Annotated in this window: 22 protein-coding genes; 6 read left to right on the forward strand and 16 right to left on the reverse strand. The window is 59.2% G+C overall.

Annotated features, from left to right (window positions below; translation table 11 throughout):
- Nucleotides 1-32: 32 nt before the first annotated feature.
- The 12 genes from phnE (ACVWVQ_RS00455) to ACVWVQ_RS00510 all read right to left on the reverse strand — a co-directional run bounded on the left by phnE (ACVWVQ_RS00455) (nt 33) and on the right by ACVWVQ_RS00510 (nt 10,958).
- Nucleotides 33-845 carry a phosphonate ABC transporter, permease protein PhnE gene (gene phnE / locus ACVWVQ_RS00455; RefSeq protein WP_457506316.1) on the reverse strand — a complete coding sequence of 271 codons (813 nt, stop codon included), beginning with the start codon at nt 843-845 and terminating at the stop codon, nt 33-35.
- Entirely contained in the window at nt 845-1,654 is an 810-nt protein-coding gene (phnE, locus tag ACVWVQ_RS00460; RefSeq protein WP_457387130.1) for a phosphonate ABC transporter, permease protein PhnE, read from the reverse strand. Before phnE (ACVWVQ_RS00460) ends, phnE (ACVWVQ_RS00455) begins: the two co-directional genes overlap by 1 nt.
- Nucleotides 1,655-1,723: 69 nt before the next feature.
- Nucleotides 1,724-2,536 carry a phosphonate ABC transporter ATP-binding protein gene (gene phnC / locus ACVWVQ_RS00465; protein ID WP_457506318.1) on the reverse strand — a complete coding sequence of 271 codons (813 nt, stop codon included), beginning with the start codon at nt 2,534-2,536 and terminating at the stop codon, nt 1,724-1,726.
- 141 nt (nt 2,537-2,677) lie between these two features.
- Nucleotides 2,678-3,655: a phosphate/phosphite/phosphonate ABC transporter substrate-binding protein gene (gene phnD / locus ACVWVQ_RS00470; protein WP_457506320.1), complete on the reverse strand. Its 978-nt coding sequence runs from the start codon at nt 3,653-3,655 to the stop codon at nt 2,678-2,680.
- Between the two features lie 349 nt (nt 3,656-4,004).
- Nucleotides 4,005-4,961 carry a phosphate/phosphite/phosphonate ABC transporter substrate-binding protein gene (gene phnD / locus ACVWVQ_RS00475; RefSeq protein ID WP_457506473.1) on the reverse strand — a complete coding sequence of 319 codons (957 nt, stop codon included), beginning with the start codon at nt 4,959-4,961 and terminating at the stop codon, nt 4,005-4,007.
- A 257-nt stretch (nt 4,962-5,218) separates the two neighbouring features.
- The gene (locus ACVWVQ_RS00480; RefSeq protein ID WP_414356713.1) at nt 5,219-6,451 is read right to left on the reverse strand and encodes an ABC transporter substrate-binding protein; all 1,233 of its coding nucleotides are present in this window, start codon (nt 6,449-6,451) and stop codon (nt 5,219-5,221) included.
- Nucleotides 6,452-6,662: 211 nt separating this feature from the next.
- Nucleotides 6,663-7,232 (reverse strand): photosystem I assembly protein Ycf4, encoded by a 570-nt coding sequence (locus ACVWVQ_RS00485; protein WP_457403169.1) that lies wholly within the window; start codon nt 7,230-7,232, stop codon nt 6,663-6,665.
- A 297-nt stretch (nt 7,233-7,529) separates the two neighbouring features.
- Complete coding sequence (locus tag ACVWVQ_RS00490; protein ID WP_457506322.1) at nt 7,530-8,603, reverse strand: S-layer homology domain-containing protein; 1,074 nt, start codon at nt 8,601-8,603, stop codon at nt 7,530-7,532.
- A gap of 35 nt (nt 8,604-8,638) precedes the next feature.
- Complete coding sequence (locus tag ACVWVQ_RS00495; RefSeq protein ID WP_011433076.1) at nt 8,639-8,953, reverse strand: DUF3181 family protein; 315 nt, start codon at nt 8,951-8,953, stop codon at nt 8,639-8,641.
- Between the two features lie 63 nt (nt 8,954-9,016).
- Nucleotides 9,017-9,649 (reverse strand): hypothetical protein, encoded by a 633-nt coding sequence (locus ACVWVQ_RS00500; RefSeq protein WP_457506323.1) that lies wholly within the window; start codon nt 9,647-9,649, stop codon nt 9,017-9,019.
- Nucleotides 9,650-9,684: 35 nt separating this feature from the next.
- Nucleotides 9,685-10,293, reverse strand: a complete 609-nt coding sequence (locus tag ACVWVQ_RS00505) for an anti-sigma factor family protein (protein WP_457506324.1) — start codon at nt 10,291-10,293, stop codon at nt 9,685-9,687.
- 2 nt (nt 10,294-10,295) lie between these two features.
- On the reverse strand, nt 10,296-10,958 hold the full coding sequence (locus ACVWVQ_RS00510) for a sigma-70 family RNA polymerase sigma factor (protein WP_414343224.1): 663 nt from the start codon (nt 10,956-10,958) through the stop codon (nt 10,296-10,298).
- 273 nt (nt 10,959-11,231) lie between these two features.
- On the opposite strand from ACVWVQ_RS00510, the gene ACVWVQ_RS00515 reads away from it, so the two are divergent.
- The 4 genes from ACVWVQ_RS00515 to ACVWVQ_RS00530 all read left to right on the forward strand — a co-directional run bounded on the left by ACVWVQ_RS00515 (nt 11,232) and on the right by ACVWVQ_RS00530 (nt 15,744).
- Entirely contained in the window at nt 11,232-11,939 is a 708-nt protein-coding gene (locus ACVWVQ_RS00515; protein ID WP_414424138.1) for a Crp/Fnr family transcriptional regulator, read from the forward strand.
- 19 nt (nt 11,940-11,958) lie between these two features.
- Nucleotides 11,959-12,453, forward strand: coding sequence for a DUF427 domain-containing protein (locus tag ACVWVQ_RS00520; RefSeq protein WP_011433071.1), 495 nt, complete (start codon nt 11,959-11,961; stop codon nt 12,451-12,453).
- Between the two features lie 128 nt (nt 12,454-12,581).
- On the forward strand, nt 12,582-14,660 hold the full coding sequence (locus ACVWVQ_RS00525) for an SH3 domain-containing protein (RefSeq protein ID WP_457506326.1): 2,079 nt from the start codon (nt 12,582-12,584) through the stop codon (nt 14,658-14,660).
- Between the two features lie 115 nt (nt 14,661-14,775).
- Nucleotides 14,776-15,744, forward strand: a complete 969-nt coding sequence (locus tag ACVWVQ_RS00530) for an energy-coupling factor transporter transmembrane component T family protein (protein WP_457482335.1) — start codon at nt 14,776-14,778, stop codon at nt 15,742-15,744.
- 24 nt (nt 15,745-15,768) lie between these two features.
- Here the strand turns inward: ACVWVQ_RS00530 and ACVWVQ_RS00535 are convergent, their stop codons facing one another.
- The 3 genes from ACVWVQ_RS00535 to ACVWVQ_RS00545 form a co-directional block, all read right to left on the reverse strand.
- Nucleotides 15,769-18,648 (reverse strand): GAF domain-containing protein, encoded by a 2,880-nt coding sequence (locus tag ACVWVQ_RS00535; RefSeq protein WP_457506328.1) that lies wholly within the window; start codon nt 18,646-18,648, stop codon nt 15,769-15,771.
- A 356-nt stretch (nt 18,649-19,004) separates the two neighbouring features.
- A complete protein-coding gene (locus tag ACVWVQ_RS00540) occupies nt 19,005-19,580 on the reverse strand; it encodes an NADPH-dependent FMN reductase (protein ID WP_457506474.1) in 576 nt (191 codons plus the stop codon).
- Between the two features lie 187 nt (nt 19,581-19,767).
- Nucleotides 19,768-22,089 carry a spermidine synthase gene (locus ACVWVQ_RS00545; protein ID WP_457506330.1) on the reverse strand — a complete coding sequence of 774 codons (2,322 nt, stop codon included), beginning with the start codon at nt 22,087-22,089 and terminating at the stop codon, nt 19,768-19,770.
- 182 nt (nt 22,090-22,271) lie between these two features.
- Here ACVWVQ_RS00545 and ACVWVQ_RS00550 point away from each other — a divergent pair, with 182 nt between their 5' ends.
- On the forward strand, nt 22,272-23,225 hold the full coding sequence (locus ACVWVQ_RS00550) for an alpha/beta fold hydrolase (protein WP_457506332.1): 954 nt from the start codon (nt 22,272-22,274) through the stop codon (nt 23,223-23,225).
- A gap of 66 nt (nt 23,226-23,291) precedes the next feature.
- On the opposite strand, the gene ACVWVQ_RS00555 is transcribed toward ACVWVQ_RS00550, so the two are convergent.
- Entirely contained in the window at nt 23,292-23,774 is a 483-nt protein-coding gene (locus ACVWVQ_RS00555) for a pyridoxamine 5'-phosphate oxidase family protein (RefSeq protein ID WP_414357271.1), read from the reverse strand.
- Nucleotides 23,775-23,973: 199 nt separating this feature from the next.
- On the opposite strand from ACVWVQ_RS00555, the gene ACVWVQ_RS00560 reads away from it, so the two are divergent.
- On the forward strand, nt 23,974-24,195 hold the full coding sequence (locus tag ACVWVQ_RS00560; protein ID WP_414349692.1) for a high light inducible protein: 222 nt from the start codon (nt 23,974-23,976) through the stop codon (nt 24,193-24,195).
- Nucleotides 24,196-24,228: the final 33 nt, after the last annotated feature.

Genomic DNA, 24,228 nt, shown 5'->3' on the forward strand with positions numbered 1-24,228 from the left:
GCCCTTCACCGTAGCCTATCCGGATCCCTGGGCTAAGTCAGGGCTTGCCGGGCCTTGGCGGAGATCCACTCGCTGATGAACACAGAAACGAAGATCACAAGCAGGATCATGCTCACCTGATTCCAGCGCAGGGTGTTGATGGAAGCATCTAGCTGTAGGCCAATTCCACCGGCACCGACCAATCCAACCACCGTAGACTCTCGCAAATTGATATCCCAACGGTAAACTGTTACCCCGAGGATGTTGGTGATCACCTGCGGCCAAATGGCATAGCTCAGTACCTGGGCACCGCTAGCCCCCGTGGAACGGATCGCTTCTACTGGTTCTTCGTTAATCTCTTCGATGCCTTCATAGATCAGCTTGCCCATAAATCCGACAGAGCGTAGGGCAATGGCTAAGGTTCCGGACAAGACCCCTGGCCCAAGAACAATCACCAGGATCAAAGCCCAAATCAGGGAGTTAACCGAACGGGTGCCGACGATGATGAACAGGGCGATGTAGCGCACCAGCAAATTGGGAGTGGTGTTGCGGGCTGCCAAAAAGGCCACCGGCACCGAAATCACAAAGGAAAGGGCCGTACCCAATGTGGCAATGGTGAGGGTATCCCAAAGGGGGCGCCAAAGCTGTGACATGTAGTCCCAACGGGGCGGTACCCCCCGCGAGAGCATTTCTCTTCCCTGGCGCGGTGCATCCAGCACAAAGCCCCAGGTGGTACGGTCTGCAATGAACTTAGCGCAGGCAAACATCAGTAACAGCAGAGCCAACCAGAAGGCATACTCAAGCAAAGTTTGCTTTTGATTGCGCCACTGCCAGGTCTTGATCCCACTGCTTTCCAGAACAGGCATTATTGCACCCTCTTGCGAATCCAACCAGAACTCAATTCCACCACCATCACCAGAGCGATAATCACAAGGATGATGGCAGAGGCCGTGTCATAGTCGTAGCGACGTAAGGAGGTGTTCAGGGTAGAGCCAATCCCACCGGCACCGACAATCCCCAGAATGGCCGCCTCCCGAATGTTGATGTCGAAACGATACAGAGTCAAGCCGATCATGCGGGGCAACACCTGCGGCACCACCGCGTAGCTGACCATTTGGAGCCAAGAAGCCCCCGTGGAGCGAATCGCCTCCACCTGTACTGCATCAATTTCTTCGATGTCTTCTGCCAAAAGCTTGCTGAAAAAACCCAAACTCCCAAAGGTGAGGGTGAGCACTCCAGCAAAAGGCCCAAAGCCAAACATGACCACAAACAAAATGGCGATGATCACCTCTTGGAAGGTGCGCGACAGGGCAATCAGGCCACGACAAACCAGGTAGACCGGCATTGGCACCAAGTTGCGTGCGGCCCCAAACCCCACCGGAACCGCGACAATAAATCCTGCCACGGTGGAAATGGCGGCCATGGTCACACTTTCCAGCATCCCGGTGAAAATCAAGTTGCCGCGGGTGGTGAAATCGGGATGCAAAAAGGCCAACAAGAGACGGCCACTACGCTGCATACCGCGGGCTACCCGGGCTGGATCGAAATTGAGAGTAGAAAGCGCAAAGATCAGGTAAATGACCGCCCCAAGAATCAGTCCCCAGCGAACCCAAGGATTTTTAATCAAAGGTGGTGGCGACCATTGGCGCCCGCTCAGTGTCGTTGCCTGTGCCATGGGTGTGCTCCGCACTACTGACTTCTATTGACTTCTACTGACTTCTGCAAGGGATCCCTTAGTGGGTGGCTACTCCAGCCGAGACGGCTTCGTTTTCTTCGGAGTCTTGGGCTGGGCCAGAAGCATTCCACCAGAAGCATTCCAATCTTCTTCGCCGTAGATTTCGTTTAAGACGCTGGGGGTGAGGCGATTGGGGGGGCCATCATACACCACTTCCCCAAACCGCAAACCGACGATCCGCTGGGCAAACATTTGCGCTAGAGGCACATCGTGAATGCTGATGATCACCGATAGGCCCCGCTCTGAAGCCAGCTCGTTGATCAGGCGCATAATTTGGCGGGAGGTTTTCGGGTCCAAACTGGCGGTCGGTTCATCCACCAATAGCAGCTCTGGGTTTTGCAGGAGAGCCCGGGCGATTCCCACCCGTTGCCGTTGCCCCCCAGACAAAGCATCTGCCCGCTTATCGGGAAAGTCCGACAATCCCACTCGATCCAGTAAGCGGAAGGCTTCGTCGATGGTGGCTTGGGGAAACTTGCGGAACCAGCTTTGCCAAAAATTGACGTAGCCCAACTGACCCGAAAGAACATTTTCCATCACGGTCAGGCGCTCCACGAGGGCATATTCCTGAAAGATCATGCCGATTTTGCGTCGTGCTTGCCGCAACTCCCGGGTGTTCAAGCGAGTGATGTCGATTCCATTGAGCCAAATGCTGCCACTGGTCGGCTCCACCAAGCGGTTGATGCAACGGAGCAGCGTACTCTTCCCAGCACCCGAAGGACCAATCAAGGCCATCACCTGCCCATCGGGAACTTCTAAGGTCACCCCTTTCAGGGCCATATCGCCTGTGGGGTAACGTTTGCTGAGGGAGTCGATACGTAGCATCTTGATAACCTACTTGAAGTGGACATTTGCAATTGCGGGCCTTCTAGAACCAGATGTTTGCAATCTTGAGAGAATTTTGAAATCAGAAGGGATCCCCTATGGCTTGCCCTGAACAAGGGATCCCGATTCTGTTCAGCCCACCTATTGGGGAGGGGCATTTTCTTGAATCAGCCGGATCACTTCCCAATCTTCCTTGTAGGTGATGGGAGCAAAGGAAGCTCGGTCAAAGGCTTCTGCCAACTTAGTGCCTGCAAAGTCAAAGGTATAGAAGGCCTCGCGGATTTTCTCCTGCAGCTGTGGATCCAAATTGTGAGCATAGCCAAATGGGCCGCTGGGGAAAGTAGCCGATTTGTAGAGGGTACGAAACTGATCGCACTGCACTTGTCCGGCGATGCACATGCGGTTGAGCACATCGTTGGCAATGGGGGCCGCATCGTAGTCTCCGTTGAACACACCCAAAATGGAGTTTTCGTGCCCCCCAGAGAAATTGGCTTCGTAGTCCACACCGTCCTTAAAGCCAGTTTCCGCCTCGATCAAAATACGGGCGCTGATGTAGCCGGAATTGGAGGAGGGCTGGGTGAAAGCAATGCGGCGGCCTTTGATGTCTTCTAGTTTTTCCAAGTCACTATCGATGCGAGTGATCACTTCCATTTCGTAGCCAAAGCTACCATCTTCCTTGGCAAAAACGGCGAAAGGCACATAGCCTGCTTGGTTCACAGCGCGGGGGGTACAGCCGGTGCAGGTGCCCATGATGTGTAAACGTCCGGCCCGCAGTGCCTCGGTTTGGGCGGCCTCGGAATCAACTGGCACAAATTGCACATCTTTACCGGTCACTTGCTTGAGGTAGTCGGTAAATTCCTGCCAGGTTTCTGAATAAACGGCGGGATCCTCGGAAGAAGTGTAGGAGATGAGCAAAGTGTCAGGATTGACAATTTGAGCGGGATCCGTCGGAGTATCCGCCACCAGATCCCCATCGGCATCACAATAGCGCTCATCCATGCCTGCCGGACGAGGGCAAGATTGAGCTTGAGCAGATTGATAACCCACTAGCACAGCAACCAAACCAGCCAGGGCAAGGCTTTTGGATAACAGACGAGCCACAGAGGAAAACGCCAACATTGCAAAAACCTCCGAATGCAAGATGAAGCAAACCGTTATCAGCTAAAAAACACAAAAGTGGGCGAGAAGATCCAGCTAATCAAGAGACTTGATGTGAATTCATAAGCTACAGAACCCAAAGAAGATCTGCAAAACTCACGTCGCCTAACGAAACTCAATAATATAGTAGCGCTGTTTGACCCCTGTAGAGCTAAGACAGGTTTAATAGGAAGTTAAGAGTGGGTTATCACATACTCGTCGAGATGGGGTATGGACGGAACCAGCCAGTGCGATTTCTCTAGATTCAGCTCTAGATTCAGAACTATGTAAATCAGGGATCCTCTCTGGGCAGGGGATCCCTGAGGACTGCCTAAAGCGTATATTCCACGCCCTCTTCTTCCTGAATGCGACGGATGATCTCCCAGTTTTCTTGATAAGTAATCGGTGCAAAAGCTACCCGGTCAGAAGCTTGTCGCATGGCTGTGCCCTCAAACTCAAAAGTAAAGAAGGCTTCTCGGATCCTTTCTGCCAGCTCAGGGTGGAGATTGTGGGCATGGCCGAAAGAGCCGCTGGGGAAGGTCTCCGATTTGTAGAGGCTGCGGAACTGGCTACAATCCACTTGCTCGTTGAGGCACATGCGATTAAGCACATCGTTGGCAATGGGGGCGGCATCGTAGTCTTCGTTGAACACACCCAAAATGGAGTTTTGGTGGCTGCCAGAAAACTCGGCGATGTAGTCTCCTGCCTCATCATCCAAGCCTGTCTCTTGTTTGATCAAAATGCGAGCACTGATATAACCGGAGTTGGAGGAAGGATGGGTAAAAGCTACACGACGACCGGCAATATCATCGAGGGCTTGAATATCGCTATTCACATGAGTGATCACTTCCATCTCGTAGCCGATGGATCCATCTTCTTGTTGGAAAATGGCAAAGGGCACAAAGCCGGCAACATTCACGGCTACAGGAGTACAGCCTGTGCAGGTACCCATAATGTGTAGACGTCCAGCGCGCATTGCCTCGTACTGAGCAGCCTGAGAATCGGCAGGGACAAATTGCACCCGTCTACCGGTGACTTCCTCTAAGTGAGCGGTGAATTCAGCCCAGGTATTGGCATAGACAGCTGGCTCTTCTGAGGAGGTATAAGACACCAACAGCACTTCCGGATCTACCCACTCCGAGGGATCCTCCGGCAAATCGGCAACCAGATCCCCCACCCGATCACAGTAGCGGGCATCCATTTGAGGAGGGCGGGGACAGTCTAGACGAGCCTGAGAAAGGCTGCTGCCCAACCCCAAGGTGACAGCTCCCGCCAATCCAGCTCCCATCACCAGCTTTCCCAACGGGATCCGAGTTCCAAAAGAAGATAGTGTCATCATGAATAAAAGCTCCCAACTATGGCAATCAACAAGAGCATCTGACGAACCCAGAAGAGGTAAAAATTCCTCCTCTAGGCCCTAGAAGTCTTGCCTGAAAAGCAAAAACCATCTCAAATTCATTGAGATGGTTCATTCATTTGTATTTATGTCATATTACAGTTAATAAATTTTTAAGAAGAGTCTAGGATCTCGTTAAGGTTGCTCCATTAGCGCCCGCCAATCACAGCGATGTAGTTGGTCACCCATTCGTAGTAGGGCACGCAATCCATACGTCCATCGCCACAATCGGCCACAGGAGTTTTCCAGAAGAAGATGCGCTCAAAATTGTCGATGCCATTGGTCTTGCATCCCTCTGGCCCCAGCAGCTCGCTGGCCTGACAAGCGGCGGGCACCACCGGCACCGAGCCAAACCAAGCCGCCAGATCCCCCTGCACCTTCGGGTTCAGAGAATGTTCCATCCACAGGTAGGCACAGTTGGGGTGTTTGGCGGTAGCGCTGAGCATGGTGGTATCTGCCCAGCCGGTGGCTCCCTCTTCCGGTATCACACTGGCGACAGGTTGACCTTCGGATCGCAACAGATTGACCTGGAAGGGCCAAGAGCTGGAGGCCACTACCCCTTCGTTGACAAAGTCATCCACCTGCACCGCCGCATCGTGCCAGTAGCGTCCAACCAGTTGCCGCTGCTGTCGCAATAGAGCTAGAGCAGCATTGAACTGTTCGCGGGTCAGCTCGTAGGGATCCGTGATGCCCAATTCTGGGCGGTGGGCCTTCAGGTAGAGGGCGGCATCGGCAATGTAGATGGAGCCATCGTAGGCTTGGATGCGGCCCTTGTTGGATTTGCCGTCTGGCAGGATTTTTTCTTCAAACACCACATCCCAACTGGTGGGGGGTTCCGGGAAAACCTTTGTGTTGTACATCAACACGTTGGATCCCCATTGATAGGGCACGCCGTAATGCTTGCCATCCACGGTATGCCAGGGAGCATCCCGCAGGCGCGGGTCGATGGTCTCCCAACTGGGGATCAGGCGGGGGTTAATCTGCTGTACCCGTTCCCCTTTGATCAGGCGTAGGGTGGCATCGCCGGAGGCCGTCACCAGATCAAAGCCGCCCTCATTCATCAGGGCTACCATCTCATCGGAGGTTGCCGCCACCTTAACGCTGACTTGGCAGCCGGTTTCTTTCTCAAACTCGGTCACCCAGTCATAGGCGGGATCCGTTTCTCCCCGTTCGATATAGCCTGCCCAGGCCACAATCGAGACCGCCCCCTCTGGGCGGCCCAAGCGATACAGGGGCCCGCGAGCAGCATGGGCGGAATGGGAGGTCAGCAGCAGCGTGAGCAAGGCCAAGCCCAATGAGAGCAGAAGAGTTAGCCAGAGGCGAAACAGAATAGACCCCAGCTTCTTGGCCTGTAGGGGAATGAAGGGGTTCAGGTTGGCCATCACAGGCTTCTCCCAGGCAACAACTGCGCTGGCATCAAGGGTAGATCATTCCTCGAAGAGATCCCGCTACATTGAAAACAATCTCGACAACTCTCTATTCGACTCCACAGTTCTGGATCCCCCTCAATGGTTTCACTGTTGCCCAAGGATGGGATTCCGTCTCGCTCAAGCGACCAGCAGGGCGGGGTCAAAGCAATGGCACCGCAGGGAATCAAATGCCCTCTAGGCTGACGTTGAGAAAGCGGGCGATCTCGGCTGCTTGGTTTTCGATCTCCATCAGGGGGGGAGGCTGGCCCACTCCGGTGAGGGGGATGTCACCGCGTCCTTTCACCCGCAAGTAAATGGCTCGGCGGGGGTTAAGCCCCTCTCTCAGCTCCACCCGCAGGCTCTGCACCTCGGCAAAGTCATACTCCAGGCGGACTTCACGGTTTTTGCCCGGAAAGCCTCGCCGTACCAGAGTTATCTTCTGCGTGCGCCGGTCGAACTCGTTGTAGCCGCCCCCCAGGTTCCAATACAAACTCAACCATTGGTACAGTCCCGCCAGGGATCCCAGCACCCCGTAAAAGAGCATGGCAATGCCTTGGGGAATAAACACCAGGCTGGCGGGATCGGAAAAGGGGAGCAAATTGCGGTGGAGATAGCTGGAAAGGCCAGCCAAGGTAAAGCCCAGCCCTCCCCCCGTCAGCGCCACCGCCCAAAAGTACACGCTGGGCCGCCGCGACCCAATCACGGTGTAGCGCAGCAAATCGGCAGAACGGATTTCAGGAACAATGGCGGACACAGTTGGGATCCCTGCGGGTTTTCCAAGGTTGGCTTCTCTCATTTTATTAGGTGGCAAGGGCTCTCCCCGGCAGAGGGGCGCTCAGGGGACTGTCAAGAGCTAGAGCCGCCTGGGGAATGGGGGCGGAAGTCCTCTGCGCTGTACAGCCCCTCTCCCGAAGGGAGTTAGGGATAGTTTTTATTGTTATGGCTCCTTTTGCTCCTTGTAAGAGCCGTAGCAGGGATCCCTGCTGGGGTTCTGAGGCGTTCTATCTGCTGACAGAGCCCAACAGCATACGCCAATGGGATCCCTCTCACCTCAGGGTTGGGTTTGGCGTGGGGTAACGATCCTGCCCTCCCCTGGGGCAACTTCCGAGGAACGGGGGCGGGCCGGCGCAGAGGGCTCATCAACGGCATTCGAGGGAGAGGCAGGGTTGGGATCCGGCTCAGGAGAGGCCGTTTGTTGCGGTTCTGCGGCAGGGGGAGAAGGCTGAGGCTCAGGGGTTGGGTCTGGCAGGGCTGGCGGCTGGGGTAGGGCGTCTTGGGCTGTTCGTTCCCCAAAAGCCGATAAGGCAATGGCAGCTTCCCCGCGGCTGACCGGCTCGAAGGGGTTGAAGGTGCGGATGGGGCCAAAGGTGCGCAGCACGGTGGAGGCATTCTCCAGACTGCGATCCGCTACCAGAGCAGGAACAACCTCAGGAGGAATTTGCGCCGCATCGGTGAACCCCCAGCGCTCCTCCAGCTCTGCTCGGGATCCCTTGATCTGGCCGGGAGGTAAGTCCAGAGGCACCTTCATGCGGATCAACTCTGCCCGCGACAGCAGGCTGTTGGGGCGAAACTCTCGATTGGCATCTCCGGCAATTATGCCGGCAGCTCCCAGGGCTTGAATGTAGCGAAAATGGGGATCCTCCTCCGGCACATCCAAAAAGAGGGGGCGTTCCGAGGGGGATCCCAGGCGGATTTGCCGGCTGGGCTCATCGGCGTGGATGGCGTTGTTGGCCAACACCAGCCAACGGGCAAATTCTCCGCGACGAACGCTGCGCTGCGGCTGAAATTCGCTGCTGGAGATATCGGCAAAAACTCCCAACCGATCTAGGTATCCCACCGAACGGGCCACCAGAGATCCCGGCTCCAAGTCTGTAAAGCGGCTGCTGTCCTGGCTGGGCAGAGGTGAAGAGGGGGCGGGAGCAGTGGGGATCGAGATAGAGGGTGGGATGGATCCCGGCGAAGGTTGAGGCGAGGGAGGTGCCAGCGGCTCAGATTGGGCTGTGGGCGGGCCCACTGGGCGTACAGCGCGCTCCAGCCGTTCTCCCCACTCGGTTCCCTGGCAAGCCGACAACAGCCAGAGCAACGAAACAAAGCTGCCGAGCTTGAGCCAGGGGCCAGGCCGCATAGGTTTAGACTGATGATGCACCGCTCTACCTTTCTCTATTGAGCCCATTTGCGGCTGAACTCCTCCAACACGTCCAGCAGGTTAAGCAGGCTTTGCATCGGCAGGAGATCGGCCAGGGGCAATTCTTTGCGCCCACCCCCCACTTTCACCGGGATCCCTTGCAAGATCTCTGTGACGGCGTCCTCATCCACCTTGCCTGCCATCACCTGGGGTGCCAGTCGCTCCGCCAAAAGGGTATGCAGGTGGGCATCGCGCAGGTAAAGATGCCAGCGGGCCACATCGATGTAAACTTCTTTACCAATGGCAGCAGCTAATTGCTCAATGTCTGGGTTGCTGGGCACTTTGGCCATCGCTCAGCTCCGTTGGGGGTTGCGTCTGCCCTTGCTCAATCATAGCCTGAACCCAAGGGATCCTCAGGGAGAGCTGGCAGCCGAGCGGTCGGGTAGAGGTAGGGCGAAGTTCTCTTGCAACTGCCGCAGCATCAACAGGTGCTCTAGGGCCAAGCGATCCCGTTCTGTCCGCAGCCGGCTCAGTTGGGCCTGAATTTGACGAATATCGGCCTCATCAGAGTCCCAGCTTTGCAAGAGGCGGTAGAGGCGCTCTTGTTGGTCGGCAATTTGCCGGTTTAGGCGGGCTAGGCGGCGGCTGAACTCCACATCCATTTCCTCTGCCAGCTCGGAATCCGGCAGCAGGGCCAGGCGATCCCAATGGATGCCCAGGTCGGCCAAGCTTGGCGGGGACGGATCCAACTCCTTGAGGAGGGGGAAATCCGGAAAAAGCAATGGATCTGTTTGATCGGGGGCGGGGGGTTGAGGGCGAGCCACCGGAGGGGTGAGACGGGATCCGGGTGAAGGCAGGTTTGTGGGCTGGGGGGCAGGATCCTGTCCACTGGGAGAGGAGTGCAACTGCTTCGGACTCCGTCCCGCCGGCGCGGACGGCGTTGCCAGATGGCTACCGCTGGGATCTGCCTGGGCCGACAGGGATCCCAGACTGCATAGCCAAAGGCAGACTCCTAGCCCACAAGCCCAGCGAACTGCTTTTTCCACCCTGCGCTCCTCAGTCTTTCTCAAGCCTGCTCAGGTCATTCCCAGCCCACCAAGGACTCCGTCCCGTTGATGCGAACGGCTCCGGTCCCGTTGGCGGAGCGAGATCCACGGTCGGGCATTGCCTCAAACAAAATCGAGTAGGCATCTTGCTTTTGCCCCGCCTCGAAAAGATAGCGTTGGGCAACACGAGCAGAGGCAGGCACGATGGCCACGCGCACCGGCGGATCTTCCAGCGATACCAAAGGCTGGGGATGAGACCAACGCCATCCCGCCCAGCCCGCCCCTGCCAAGGCCACTACAGCCGCTGCCGCCCGTCCCCAAGGGGTGCCCTTACGTTGCCGCCAGCCCAGGTCGAGCATTGGCCGCCGATCCAGCTCAGCGAACACACGGCTGATCAACAGCTCCGTCTGGGTGGAGTTCAAGGTTGGGGCCTTGAGATTGGCCAAACCGGCCTGCAGAGCTGCCAGTTGGCTGTACAGTTGCCGCGCCTGAGGATCGCTGGCCAGCCAATCTTCCACCTGCCGCGCTTCCTGGGACGACAATTCCCCATCCAAGTAGGCGCTCAACTGTTCAAAGCGCTCATCCACCACCGGCAGCTCTTGCTGGGGATCCCTGGGGTCGGGGTTGGGGTTGCCGCGAACCATGGTCATTCACCATTAAGGTAGGGTTTTAGGGTGGATTGTAGGCGGGCGCGGGCGCGGGCAATGCGAGACTTAACAGTGCCCAAGGACACCCCTGTGATCTCGGCAATTTCCTCATAAGCCATCCCCTGAATTTCCCGCAGCAGGATTGTCTGGCGAAAGGCCTGCGGCAGGTCGCGGACGGCTTGGTGCAATCGCTCATAGAACTCGCAAGTGGCGAGGTGCTCATGGGGGCTGGGGCTCTCGCTGGGCAGCTCCCACTCCATCTCGCTATCCCGCATCTGAATCGGCGCATCCAGAGAAAGGGGCTGCTGCTGTCGTTTGCGCTTGCGCAGCTCGTCGTAAAACAGGTTGGTGGCGATCCGCCCCAGCCAGCTGCGAAATTTTGCCGGCTCCTGTAGGCGTTTCAGGTGGCGGTAGGCCCGGATCCAAACTTCCTGGGCCAAGTCATGCCGGTCCTGCCAGTCCGGGGCAAGATGATAGAGCACCTTGTCCACATGGGCCTGATGGCGACGCATCAACTCGGCAAAAGCCTCCCGATGGGGCTGGGATCCCTGCTGACAGATCAGCACCAGATCCACATCAGCGAGCTTTTCGGGCCGCACAGGCACGTTCTTCACCAAGACCGACCAGCGCTGGCCACTGATGTCGCTGAGGGCAGCATCCATAGGCATCCATAAGTTCTAACAACAACAGCGGAGGGATCCCCTCCCAGACAGAACCTCTGTTGCCCAGACGAAATGGCAGAGTTTGGGTTCCCCCCACCCTCAACCGCAGGGTAGCTCTAGAGGCTCTGAGGGCCATACCGGCAAGACTCCACAGCAAGACCACCTCCTCACTAGATCTTGGCGCACATGGCGGGGTGGTGGATTGCAGGATAGCTCTTGAGTTGGTAACTGGGCTACAGTGGGCTTGCGGTATGGTGAAACGTCCGACCCGGCATGGCTTCCGATGCTCCTGTTGCCCTTCTCTCCGAGCTCAAGGCGGTGCCAATGTTGGCCGAACTTTCGGCGACGTCCTTGCAATGGCTGGGATCCCAGGTCAAGCTGCGGGATATCCCGGCGGGACAAGCCCTCTTCATGCAAGATGCCTGGGGCAGCGTAGTTTATCTGATCCTCGCCGGCTGGGCTAAGGTGCGGCGGGCTTTGCGGGCGCAAGACAGCACCAAAACCCTTGCCTTGCTGGGGCCGGGCGCTTGGGTGGGGGAAATGGCGGTACTGGACGAAGCTCCCCGCTCGCGAGATGTGCTGGCCCTAACCCCGCTGCGGGTGGCCGGGATCCCGGCGGCAACCTTCAAAGCACTGATGCTGCAGGAGCCGCAACTGTGCTACCAACTGGCCTGCAGCCTCTCCCGTCGCCTGCGCCTGGCCAACTTGCAGGCGGATCTCGACCAGCAGAGCCCCCCGGTGCGGGTGGTGCATACACTGGTGCAACTGGCGGAAGCTTTTGGCGAGAAGACCGCCCAGGGGATGCGCATTGTCTACCCTCCCCCCCAGGATTTGGCCGATCTCAGCCAGGTTAGCCGAGAGACAGCCACGGCGGTGCTAAGCCGTCTGCAGCAGCAGGGAGTTATTCAGCCTTTGCCGGAGCAACAGTCTTTGCTGCTGATCCAGTACGCCAAACTGGTAGAGGCCACCCGTCTGCTTTAGATATTGAAGATATTGACCCATGTCTCCCCAACCGATTTCTCCCCATCCAGGACAAGAATCTGTCTGGGACTATCCGCGCCCACCTCGTCTGGAGCCCACCACAGAACTGGTGGAAGTTCTCTTCAATGGCGAGCTCATTGCCCAAAGCCGCCGTTGCTACCGCGTCCTGGAAACCAGCCACCCGCCCACCTACTACATTCCCCCCACCGACGTTCGACTGCAGTATCTCCGCCCCAGCTCTCGCACCTCTTTCTGTGAGTTCAAAGGGGCTGCCTGCTACTGGACAGTTCAGGTCGGATCCCAAACAGCCGTAGATGCCGCCTGGAGCTATCCCGATCCCAGCCCGGCGTTTTTGCCCATCCGCGACTACCTTGCCTTTTATCCAGGCCGTGTGCAGGAGTGCCGGGTAGGTGGAGAACGAGTCCGGCCTCAACCCGGAGATTTCTACGGCGGTTGGATCACCTCAAAGGTCGTAGGCCCTTTCAAAGGAGAGCCGGGTAGCTGGAACTGGTAGGGGCGGAGCAGCGATTCCCGAGGGGGGATCCCTTTTACCCACGAAAAGGACTACAGTTAAGTCGATGCGGGTAAGTTGTCCAAGGACTCCGTCCCGCTGGCACGAACAGGAGAGCGCGGACAAAAACCATGACGGTGCGGGTGCCCCTCGACTATTATCGGGTTTTGATGCTGTCGGCACGGGCAGATGAGCATCAGATTGAGCAGGCATACCGGGAGCGAATCGATCTCAAGCCGGGCGAGCGCTCCTGGCTGCTGGAGTTCTCGCCACAGGCTGTGGAAGCTCGCGCTCAAATGATCCAAGAGGCAGCTTCTGTGCTGCTTAACCCTGAGGCACGGCGAAACTACGACGAACATCTCATGCCGGCGGATCCCACCTTAACGGTGGAGGAAACACGCTTGCCGGGAGTGCTGTGCTTGTATTGCGAAGCCGGAGAATACCAAGCTGCCTTGGACTTGGCTCAACATATGCTGGAGCAGGGCCACCCTGCTCGTTCCGATGCCATTTTGGCGCGGGCCATCGCTCGTCTGGAACTGGGTCGAGAAGCCTGGCAACAGGGATCCTATGAAGAGGCGGCGCGTTCCCTACAGGCGGGCTTGGCGGAGCTGGAGGAGTATCAGGCCTTTCCGCAGATGCAAGCGGAGATCCGTATCGATTTGGGCAAGCTGCGTCCCTATCGCATTTTGCAACTCCTCAGCCAAAGTGCTCCCGCCCAAGCTGGAAGACACACCGCTGATGGGAACGGGGAGCGACAGCAGGGACTGGCTCTCCTCAAAGCCATGCTGGACGAACGGGGCGGCATCGAGGGGATGGGGCAAGATGGCTCTGGCCTCAGCACCGAAGATTTCCTGCGCTTTATCCAACGGGTACGTCGCCACCTCACCCTCAAAGAACAGCAGGAGTTGTTCGAGCGGGAGGCTGAGCGTCCCTCGATGGTGGCCGCCTACTTGGCCGTGCAGGTGTTGCTGGCGGCAGGTTATCTGGAAAACCGCCCGGCTCTGGTGCGGCGTGCTCGCGGCTACCTGGCTCGTCTGGCGCAGCGGCAGGATGTGCATCTGGAGCAGGCCATCTGTAGTCTGTTGCTGGGGCAGACCGAAGACGCGCTCGCCCATCTGCGCTCCACCCAAGAAGTAGAGGCCTTGCAGTTTATCGAAGAACACTCCGCCGGTTCTCCCGACCATCTGCCGGGTCTGTGCCGCTTCACAGAAAAATGGTTTCAGGAGGAGGTGTTCCCGGAGTTCCGCGGTCTGGAAGCCGCCCAAGTGACGTTGCAAGCCTACTTCGACAACCCCCAAGTACAAGCTTACCTGGACGAAATGCCCAGCCGCGAAGACCCGCCGGCAGGGATGCTCTCTCCCCAAGTCCCCCACCCCCCACCTCATTTGCCTGCCGTGGTGGGTGGCGTGCGCCCCCCTAATCCAACCCAAGAATTGCAGCGCCCCCCCACCCCTTGGCAACGGGGAGGAGTGATGCCCCCGCCAGAACCCCCGCGCCTCTCGGATTTGCCCTCCTACCGGAGCACCCCCAAGGCGGGCGTCTCTGCTCTTGCGGATGAGAGTTCTAGTGCTCCGCACCGCTGTCGCGAACGCGCCCAAGACCGTTCCCCTCAGGGGGACGGAGTCCAGGGCCTAAGGTCCGCTGGCGCGATCGGTTTGCAGGATGTGGAGCGTTACCGCCGCAGCCGCTTGGGGGGCCGTAAGCGTCCTACCTTTCCCGCTGGCGTTCGTTTGGGCTCCGCACCGCTGGCGCGAATGGCCGGGGTGGTCGGTGTGGGCATCCTCTCCCTATTGGTCATCTGGCAAATGTTGCGGGGCCTCTTCACGCCGCCGCCGGCACCACCGCTGGAGCAACCCCAGGTGCAAATTGAGCAGCCGCCGGTTGACATATCGCTACGCGACGCCTCCGCGAACGACAATCCCGGCCAGACGGAACTCACTCCCACGCCTGAGCTAACCGGCCCTCTGGCGGAGTGGCAAGGAGTACAACAGGTGCGGGTGGTCTCCAACGATGGCCTCAACATTCGCCAGCAACCCAGCCTGACGGGAGCCATTGTCGGGACAGCCCCACGCCAAGCCCTGCTGCGGGTGGTGGAGGTGCAGGCTGGGGAGGGACAGGTGCCCGTCTGGCTGCGCATTGAGCGAGATGGCGCGCCCGGGGGATGGGTCGCCGCCCAGTCGGGCTCCACCCGTCTGGTGGAACGGCTCTAGCTCTCCCTTGCTGCCAGCTGTTATTGCTCCGCAACGCTGCTGCGACCGCGCTACGGGGACGGAGTTCTCGGTCCCGCCCTTTTAAGGGGTATAGTCTGCTTCCTTCTCAACTGTTGTGGATATTCTGCGCAATGCCCCGCTGGGGATTTATCTGGAAGAGCCTCGCACCTGGCTACATTGCCTGGATCCGCGGGTTAAGCTGGCCTGGCTGCTCAGCTTTCTCCTCAGCCCCATTTTGGCCGGCAATGGTTGGCGCTTGGCCGTGGTGGTGGCTCTTCTGCTGCTAACTGTGGCGGCCCGTCTGCCGCGCCGGGTTTGGTCGGGCCAACTCTCCCTGGTGCTGGCCCTGAGCCTGCTCACCTTTGGGATCACCAGCTTGGCGCCGGATGGATTGGGGGTTTTTCCCCAACCGCAACGGCAGGATATGCAGGTGGTAGGCTATGGGCTGATTCCCGTTAGCGGTGCAGGGCACTTCGACTTGGCCGTAGAACAGGGATCCCCAGACCGTGCCTGGCGGGAGCAAACCCGTGCTTGGCAAACCCCTTACCGCTACCGCCTGGTTCAGTTTTCCCTGTTGGGGCGAACCTTTCAGGTCTCCCGCCGTTCTCTATCGGTGGCGCTGCGGCTGGGCACCCTCATTTTTACGTTGCTCTACGCTACCCATTTGTTTTTGTTGACCACGGCCCCCGAAGAAATTGCCGAGGGGATCGGCCAATGGTTGCAGCCTCTCAAGCGTTGGAGATGGCCGATTGCCGAAGTAATTCTCACCCTCACCTTGGCGCTGCGCTTTCTGCCTTTGGTGATGGAAGAGGTGCAAAACTTGGCGCGGGCGGTGCGAACTCGGGATGTGCGCTGGGGATCCCTGAGTTTCCGGGGCGGGATGCAAACCCTGCTGGCCTTGGTGGAGCGCTTTTTTGAAAACTTGCTCCTGCGTGCCGAACAGACGGCTATGGCAATGCAGGCCCGTGGGCTGACCGGCCCAGACCATCCCCTGCGCTGGCACCGCCTACAACTGCGGCGGCTGGATCGCGGCCTACTGGCTCTACTGCCCCTGTTTTGGCTGCTCAGAACCTTGTCCCCCTAAGGTGACCGGCAACACAGCTTTTTCCTACCCAGGGGGATGGGGCTCGTCGCTGCCCATCGGCATGAGCAGCCGAGAGACACAACGCCCATCGGAAGAGAGGTAAAAGGAGAGCTGGCCCCCCATCCGCTGCACCACCCGTTGACACAGGCTGAGTTCCAGACCAGGACTTACCGATAGAGGCGACTTGAGCAGAGGATCCGCGTAGATCACCTGCTCTGGCCCCAACTGAAGGGCAGCCATCAGGTGAGGGTCGAAGCTGCCCTGATCCACCACCAGCAGCTCTGCATAGCCAAAGGGCTCCGCACCGCTGTCGCGAACGCTGGCTTGGCTCCACAGATCCAGCCGCCCCCCTTCCGGGCTGCGCAAAATAGCGGCTGTCAACACCTCCCAGAGCACCATCTCCAGTCGTTCGGGATCCCCCTGGATGGTAAGGCTCATGTCCCCATGGGCCCGCGGCCATAACTTGCGTTTTTGGGTCAGGGCCTCCACTCGGCGTAGGCTTTTGCGCACCAAGGTTGCCAAGGGCACCGACCGCGACTGCGGCTGCACCTGCCAAGTTTCCGACTGCAACAACGGCCCTGTGGAGACGGTCAGATCCCGCAGCCCTCTGCCGATCTCCACCACCTTTTGCCAGCGGGTGGCTTCGTCTCCGGGAATCTCCGGCACCTGACCCAGGCGGCGCAGGCTGTCCAGAAGGGCATTCTGCATGTCCATCAGGCGGCGGTGTTTGTACCAGTTCAACTCCCTGAGCACCTCCTGCTGCTCTTGCAAAGTTTGCATCCAGAGCAAGCGCCGCACCGTCCAGCCGCAGGTCTGGGCGATCAACATCACAGCCGCCCGCTCGTCGGGATCCCAAACCTTGCCCGCTTCTGCCCCCAAGATCAAAACTCCCAAAGCTCCCGCCTGAGATTCCGTTGGGACAGTGTTGACCAGCAGCCAGGATCCCAGGCCGGTAGCAAAGTGCTCCGCACCGCTGACGCGACTGAGCCAAGTGCGGCTGGCAGGGGGGATCTGGGTGAGCGGGAGAGGTTCTGCTGACTGCAGCGCGTAGGCCAGTAGGGGATCTTGCAGATCGATCTCGGTGGGGCCGGTCTCCGTCCCGGCAGCAAAAGATGGCTGGAGCTGAGCCCGGCTCTCCCCCGGCTGCCAACTAACCATGAGCGCCAGAGGGATCCCCAGCAATTGGGCCGTCTGTCGAGTGGTAGTGGTGTACAGATCTGACAAGGTGGCCGAGTTTTGCAAGGTTAAACAAGTGGTGATCAGGCCCTTGAGCAACTGCTCTTGTCGTTGCCGGCGTTGTTCTGACCGAATTTGCCGCAGGATCACCCCCACCTGTTGGGCAATCCCCCGCAGCAGTTGCCGCTCTTCCCGGCTCCAGGCCCGTAGCTGGGGATGCAACACCAAGAGCAGCCCTTCCACGGGTGTGTTGGCCCCGGTATGGGTCAGCATCAGGGAACGAACTCCTGCCAGTTCCTGCCGCCAAGAGAGCAGGCGCAGATCTTGGTCGTAGTTTTCTGCCACCACCACCTCGCTGCGCATGAGATCCTGCCAGTCCTGGTCGCTCAGAGGGCTGAGCTGCTGTGGCAAAGTCTGCTTGCCTTCCCTGCGGTACTCGTAGAAGAGGCGGGGGATGGGGCTGTCGGGATCCACCGTCAACACGGCCACTGCACCGACTTTCAGGCGCTGGGCCAGGCCGACAATGGCTTGCTGGAGAGCCTGTTGCAGCTCTGCCGGGTTGTAAACCGAGCGGCCCACCTGCTGCACAAACTCTTGGTCATCGGCCAACTGGCGAATGCGGCGATCCAGATTTTCCAGAGGGCTGGCCAGGGCCAACCCATTGGCGGCAGCGGCCACCAACTGTCGCTCAGCGGCTTGCCAGGTACGGGGCACATCGGATTGCACCCAGATAAACCCCAGCAGATCCTTCTCCAGCAAAATCGGGGCTGCCAAAACAGCCTGGGCTCGCAACTGCTGCATCAGCTTGGGGGGAACCTCAGAGCGAGTCGTCCCTGTGCCGCCCACCACCTGGCCATCGGCGAGGGTGTAGTACATGTCCCCCAATTCCCGCAGCGAAAGGCTGACCTCTCCTGTCGGCCCTGCTCCGACTTTCTCCGCCCCGCTGTCGCGAACAGCTTTGGGGACGCTCCCGTGGGGAACGAACTGACCCTGGCTGCGCTCGTGCCAATACACCTGAATGTGGACAGCGCCCAGAAAAGACTGTAACTCCTGCCTCACCAGGCTGACCCGTTCCTGCAGGGATCCCACCTGGCGCATCGCCGTTCCCAACCTCAGGAGCGGATCCTCAAGGCGCTTTTCGGTCTGCTGTTGCCAAGCGTTTTCCAACTCCTGCAGAGAGGCTGCCAACTGCCCCAGCAAAATCCCCAGGAGAGCCTTTTCGTCCTCACGGGTGGTAACCCCCCACATTTGGGATCCCAGCATCAGAATCCCCAAGCAGCGCCGCCGTCCTACTGCCGTTCGCGACAGCGGGCCGTAGGCCGAGAAGGGATAAATGAAACAGCCCTGGATCCCGCCCAGTCGCCTGGCCTCCCGCTGCCAAATGCCCATGCGCGGCTCCTGAGAGAGGTCAGGCAGGCTGATCGGTCGCTGCTCGATCACCACCTGCTCCAGGATCTCCCCCGGCTGTAGAGGATGCACCGCCCGCAGTAGGGTTTGATCCTCAAGAAGGGTCACTCCCCCCTGGCCCACCAACTGGTGATTTTGATAATCGTAAAAGGCCAGCCAGACCAGCGGCGCCCCAAACACCGCCCCGACATAGTCGAGGGTGAGCTGAATTAGCCCATTGGCATCCGTTTGCTCTCGCATCTGTTGCAATGTCGCTTGCAGGGCCACCAGGGGAGATATTGGCCCAGCTCTATCGGAATGAGGGGGAACAGACTGAACCATACCTGTGTGGAGCTATTCTGCGGGTTCCTCTGCAAGTCAATGCCCTCTCAGCCAGATCTCCGTCGGATCTGAGCCTTATTTGTTGCTGGGCAACGCTGAGGCAACAGGTGAGAAGAAGAGGGCCCGGACTTGTTGCTGTTTGGAACAACTTTGGCATACTCTCCGCCCCAAGGGGCAAGGATTCTCGACGTCGGGCGTTCGCCCCATCCTCGACGCAGTGAAAGATTTGGTTTTCATCTCTCACCCAGCCCCAGTGTAGTCTGTCTGCAGCCGTCCTTCATGGCTTCCTAACTTCCCTGGGGTTGGTCGCGGAACGCTTGGAGAGTGTCTCAATCTAGTTTGGAATGACTGTAATTTCAGGAAGGCTTCACCACTGGGATCCCGCGCAGCTTGTGAGTGTGGGTCACCAAGCTCTGGACAAAGTGTTGAAAGCGCTGTTTTAGCTTCTCATCTTTGAGATTGCCTTGCTCGTCAAAAGCGCTCCAAGCCCGACCGATGGCGATCTGCTCGGGGATCACCCAGCCATGCACCCAACGCACAATCAAGCGCATCTGGTTCAGGGTATTGCTGTTGCTCTCGCCGCCCAAAACGCTGATTAACCCAAAGACCTTACCCTCCAGTTGCTCAAAGCTCAACAGATCCAGTGCATTTTTCAGGCTGCCGCTGATGCCGCCGTGGTACTCCGGGCTGGCTAGGATGATCCCATCCGCCCGCTTCATGGTTGCTCGTAGGACTGCCACATCGGGATAATCCGCATAGGACTCTGAGCCATCCACAAAGGGCAACTTCATCTGCCGCAGATCGAGGATGTGCAACGGGGTCCCCAACTTCTCAAACTCGCGCCGCGCCACCTCCAGCGCCTGGTACGTTAAGGAATTGGGCCGCAGGCTGCCCCCGATTGCCACGAAACGGGCCTCAGAGGCTTCAGCCATGGTGGTTTGAGGATCGACAGTAAGGGCTTGCAGAGGAGACATGAGCCGGGTTCCTGAGCAGACATTAGTTACGTTGCAAACAATCATAACTCATACCAACTCCGAGTTGTAAAGATTTCTTTAACTTTTCTGCTCCCCAACCCTAATGCATTCGCCGAAGCGTTGCATAGCGATAACAGCCGGATTCCTATCCAGAACTGGGGATCTGGATACCTCTCGGCAAAGGGATCCAAGGCCAGCGGATCACCTGCAGCAGGTTGGAAAAGTCATCCCGCCAGACGGGATCCCCGGCCTGGGGCAAAAGGGGCTGCCAGGGATCCAGTTCCTGCAGGACTCCAGAGTTTTGGGCCAAAGGGCTCCGCCCTACTGAGGCGGTCGTCGAAGCGTCGCGCGGCGATAACAGCACCCAGCGGGAAGGGGCCAGCCCCGCCTGCCGTTGCTCAGGGGAGAGATCCCGGTGGTCTTGGTGCCAAGCGTGAAGCTGCAGGGATCCGGCCAGGCCGGCCAACACCGGGGCCAAGTCGAGGTGGCGGTTGGTGATGTTGAACAGCAGCCAGCCCTGGGGCTTGAGCTTGCTCAGGTAGAGGGCCAAAGCCTCTTGCGTGAGCAAATGCACCGGCACCGCGTCAGAGCTGAAGGCATCCATCACCATCAGGTCGTAGCTGCCCTCTGGGATCCCCTTGAGGCTGAGCCGGGCATCGCCGAGGATGACCTGCACCTGCGCCCGTGCCTGAGCCCACCGGAGATAGGAAAAATAGCGGCTCGCCCAATCGACCACGGTGGGATCCAACTCGAAAAACGTCCACTCATCCCCTGGCTCGGCATAGGCGGCCAACGTGCCGATCCCCAGCCCCAACACCGCAATGGCGGGCGTGGGATCCACAGTCTGGGCTCTGAACGCCGCAAACACCTGCCCAACGGGCCCAGGCCGAGCGAAATAGGTCAGCGGCTCCAGCGCTTTTTCCGGATCCAAGTTTTGGCTGCCGTGTAGAGTGGTGCCGTGCAGAAGGCTGCGGAAGGATCCCTGCTCAGTTTGGTATTCCACGATCCGGTTGAGGCCGAAGGCGCTGCGCTCGCTGTGGATCACCTGCAGTCCCAGCTGCAGCCAGGGTTGCCCCAGCAGCACAACCAACCCCGCCATTGCTCCCACCCAACCGACCTTGGCCTGCCAGCCAGGGGCTCCGCTCTGCTGCTGTGAACGGCTCTCCCCTGACACCAACAGCGCCAGCACCGCCCAGCCCAACGCCAAACCCACCCCAGCGCCCACCTGCAGCAACGCCTGCGGTTGAAAGTGCAACAGCAGCAAAGGCAGGAGCAGCCCCAGCCCCAGCCACAGGCCCACCCGCCCCCCCTGCGCCCCCAGCACGGCCAGCGACATCCCCAGCAACAGGGGATATTCCAGCACCGTCTCGAACACCTGCGGTGCCAAGAGGGCAGAGAACATTCCCCCCAAACTCCCCCCCAAAGCCAGCCACAGGTAAAACTGCGTCAACTGCTTCACCGGCGGGCGACGGCAAGCTAACCGGCTGTGGCAGCCCCAGCTCACCAGCCCAAAGGTGATCAGATGCAGCGGCAGAAGCAAAAAACCGGGCCTCACCCAGCCCAAGACCTGTACCCCCACCGCCCCGCAGGCCAGAAGAGCTGTTGTTCCCAAAACCCACTCATTGGGGTGGATCCCCCCGAAAGCCAGCATGAGTGTCAGCAGATAGATCCCCAGAGGAATGGCCCACAACAGGGGCACTGCCGCCACGTCGGTGGTCAACAAGGTGGTGACCGCCACCAACAGGCCCGCCGGCAAAAAAGCCAGACCCGCCCAGCGCCAACGCTCTCGCCAGGAAACAGTCAAATCCCCCGGAGCAGCGCCGGATCCCTGGGAATCTGCCCCGCGTTCTTGTTGCTCCGCAACGCTGTTGCGACTGAGCAGCAGACCCACCCCGCTTAGCAGCACCAGGGCTGCCACCAGCGCGTAGGATCCCGTCCACAGGTGAGTTTGCCCAGCCAAAGACAGGCGGGGCTCCAACAACAGCGGGTACCCCAGCAGCCCGCCCAAGCTGCCGGCATTGCTGGCCACATAGAGAAAGTAGGGATCCGGGATCCCCTGTTGTTCCGCGCCCCCTCTTGCTGCCAACCCCCGTTGCAGCAACGGCGTCGTCGCCGACAGGAGAAACAGCGGCACTCCAGCTCCCAAAGTCAAGTCTGCCAACAGAGCGAGAGGGGGCCACCATCCTTCCGGTTGGCCGGGGATCCCCAGCTGAAAGGGCAGAAGCCTCAGCCCGACCAGCAGCAAGATCCCGTGGATCAGCACCCCCATCCTGGGATTGAGGCCGCGCCCCAGCCGGTCTGCCCACAGGTAGCCCAAAAGCAGGGTGGCCTGAAAAAAGGCCAGGCAGGTATTCCACACCAGGGGGGATCCCCCCCACAGCGGCAACAGCAACTTGCCCAGCAGCAACTGTCCCCAAAAGAGGCAAAAAGCGCTGCCAAACAAGCTGAGGCCAACCAGCCAAATCAAAGCCGACCTACCGCAAACCCCTCAACTGCCAGTATTGCCCACTTTCTCCCGGAAGCTTGAGGTGGGATTCACAGTCATTTCAGGTTAGCTAGACCGCCGAGAAGCCCCGCACTCTATGCGTCAGCATGAGTGCAGAAGTATGTCACGATCGCAACGCTGACTCAAACCTACACTGCACCCCCATGTTGCCATACAGCGCTAACGCGAACACAGAGCATCGCTGGCTCTGGCGTGACCAGCCCATTCGCTACCAACAGTCGGGATCCGCAGGCCCAGCCGTGTTGCTCATCCATGGCTTTGGGGCCAGCAGCGACCATTGGCGGAAAAATTTGCCGGAGCTGGGGCAGCACTGTCAGGTGTATGCGGTCGATTTGTTGGGGTTTGGGGGATCCGCCAAGCCCCTGCCGGGATCCCCTTTGCCCTACACCTTCGAGACCTGGGGATCCCTGGTGGCAGACTTTGTCCGAGAGGTGGTGGGCCAGCCAGTCTATCTGGTGGGCAACTCGATTGGCTGCATTGTGGCTTTGCAGGCGGCGGTTCTGGATCCGGCCCAGGTTTTGGGGGTGGCGATGTTGGATCCCTCGCTGCGGCTATTGCACGAGCGGAAACGGGGCCAGGTCTCCTGGCTGCGCCGCCAGTTTACCCCTTTGCTGCAATCCCTGCTGGGGTGGCCCCCCTTTGGTCGTTTCTTCTTTGCTCAGGTGGCCCAGGCTAGGGCCATTCGCAATATCCTCCTCCAAGCCTACGGGCGCAAAGAAGCGGTTACCGAGGAGCTGATCCAGCTTTTGCTCAAACCCGCTTTGGAGCCGGGGGCGGCAGAGGTCTTTTTGGCCTTTGTGCGCTATTCTCAGGGGCCTTTGGCTGAAGATCTCTTGCCTCAGCTCACCTGTCCCGTCTTGATCTTGTGGGGGGAAGCGGATCCCTGGGAACCCATTGCTCTGGGGCGGGCCCTGGCACAGTTTCCTTGCGTGGTGGGGTTCATCCCGTTGCCGGGGGTTGGCCATTGCCCCCAGGATGAAGCCCCCGAGCTGGTCAACCCGCTGCTTTTGGATTGGATCCGGGATCCCACCAAAAAACCTGAAAAAGGAGTTCGTTCCGCCGGGATCCCCTCACCCCCCCTGCAAGAGGAGAGCTAGGAAGTGGCGCAGCAGGAGCTTCCCCGTGCTGGGGAATGGCATGGGCTGCCCTTGGAATCCTCGTACCTACGCCCGACCGAGGTGCTCCAGTCGATCCAGGTTGGGGCCGCTCAGCCGGAATGCCTGGCCAAACCCCTGGATGAAGCTGCCAGCTTTGGGGATGATCTGACAGAAGTGAAAATCCGCCAAGCCCAGGATCATCTCGGCAATCTCGTACTTGGCGCGGTAGAGGGCTTCAAACCCCTGCGCCTGCGCCTCCTCGCGGCTGAGAAACTGGGCTTCTCCGCTCACCATCACCCGCGACAGGGCATGGTTACTGCGGGGATCCCCTGGGGTGGGCGGCTCGTGGATGAGCAGGCTGGCACGGGGATCTGCCCGCAAAGCCTGGGTGTGGCCAGAAAGATCGCTGATGACAATGGCAAAGCGCAAGGGATCCCGCTGCACCACAAAAGGCACCAACGACACCGCCGGGGATCCCTGCTCCAGCACCGCCAAGCTGGCCACCGGCTGGCCATCCAGCAGCATATTTAACTGTTCCAGCACCGACATGGTTGTCCTCCAGTCCCCTTGCTATTATCAGCTCCCCTGTACTGGGACAAGAGCCACAACCCTGCTTACAGGCTGTTCCTGGCCTGGTTGAACTCTGCCCGGCAGCTCGGAACATTGGGCGTCAACAACGTTGTAAATAAAACTTTACAATCCTATGCAAAGCGAGCTACGCTGGTGAAGAAAGCACAAGGAGAACCCTATGACCCGATATCGCTCCGTTGTCGTCGAAGAAGGTGGTCGGCTGAACAACTACGCCATCGAGCCGGAAATGTATGTGGACAGCACCCCCCGCGTGGGCTTCACCGAATATGCAGAGCGCTTGAACGGGCGTTTGGCAATGATCGGCTTTGTTGCCCTGATCCTGTTTGAAGCTCTGTCCGGTACCACCCTGCTCGGCTGGCTGCAATCCCTGGGCCGATAAGCCAAAGAACGCTTCCTAGGAAGAGGGCTGTCT

Source organism: Thermostichus sp. MS-CIW-36 (assembly GCF_054059035.1).

Coding starts and splice junctions, on each gene's coding strand:
- ACVWVQ_RS00540 (WP_457506474.1), bottom strand. CDS start 19,580: ATGGCTGAAGCCTCTGAGGCCCGTTTCGTGGCAATCGGGGGCAGCCTG.
- ACVWVQ_RS00535 (WP_457506328.1), bottom strand. CDS start 18,648: ATGGTTCAGTCTGTTCCCCCTCATTCCGATAGAGCTGGGCCAATATCT.
- phnD (WP_457506473.1), bottom strand. CDS start 4,961: ATGGGAGCTGGATTGGCGGGAGCTGTCACCTTGGGGTTGGGCAGCAGC.
- ACVWVQ_RS00495 (WP_011433076.1), bottom strand. CDS start 8,953: ATGGCCAAAGTGCCCAGCAACCCAGACATTGAGCAATTAGCTGCTGCC.
- ACVWVQ_RS00525 (WP_457506326.1), top strand. CDS start 12,582: ATGACGGTGCGGGTGCCCCTCGACTATTATCGGGTTTTGATGCTGTCG.
- ACVWVQ_RS00560 (WP_414349692.1), top strand. CDS start 23,974: ATGACCCGATATCGCTCCGTTGTCGTCGAAGAAGGTGGTCGGCTGAAC.
- phnD (WP_457506320.1), bottom strand. CDS start 3,655: ATGTTGGCGTTTTCCTCTGTGGCTCGTCTGTTATCCAAAAGCCTTGCC.
- ACVWVQ_RS00510 (WP_414343224.1), bottom strand. CDS start 10,958: ATGGATGCTGCCCTCAGCGACATCAGTGGCCAGCGCTGGTCGGTCTTG.
- phnE (WP_457506316.1), bottom strand. CDS start 845: ATGCCTGTTCTGGAAAGCAGTGGGATCAAGACCTGGCAGTGGCGCAAT.
- ACVWVQ_RS00515 (WP_414424138.1), top strand. CDS start 11,232: ATGGCTTCCGATGCTCCTGTTGCCCTTCTCTCCGAGCTCAAGGCGGTG.
- ACVWVQ_RS00505 (WP_457506324.1), bottom strand. CDS start 10,293: ATGGTTCGCGGCAACCCCAACCCCGACCCCAGGGATCCCCAGCAAGAG.
- phnE (WP_457387130.1), bottom strand. CDS start 1,654: ATGGCACAGGCAACGACACTGAGCGGGCGCCAATGGTCGCCACCACCT.
- phnC (WP_457506318.1), bottom strand. CDS start 2,536: ATGCTACGTATCGACTCCCTCAGCAAACGTTACCCCACAGGCGATATG.
- ACVWVQ_RS00550 (WP_457506332.1), top strand. CDS start 22,272: ATGTTGCCATACAGCGCTAACGCGAACACAGAGCATCGCTGGCTCTGG.
- ACVWVQ_RS00480 (WP_414356713.1), bottom strand. CDS start 6,451: ATGGCCAACCTGAACCCCTTCATTCCCCTACAGGCCAAGAAGCTGGGG.
- ACVWVQ_RS00520 (WP_011433071.1), top strand. CDS start 11,959: ATGTCTCCCCAACCGATTTCTCCCCATCCAGGACAAGAATCTGTCTGG.
- ACVWVQ_RS00555 (WP_414357271.1), bottom strand. CDS start 23,774: ATGTCGGTGCTGGAACAGTTAAATATGCTGCTGGATGGCCAGCCGGTG.
- ACVWVQ_RS00490 (WP_457506322.1), bottom strand. CDS start 8,603: ATGCGGCCTGGCCCCTGGCTCAAGCTCGGCAGCTTTGTTTCGTTGCTC.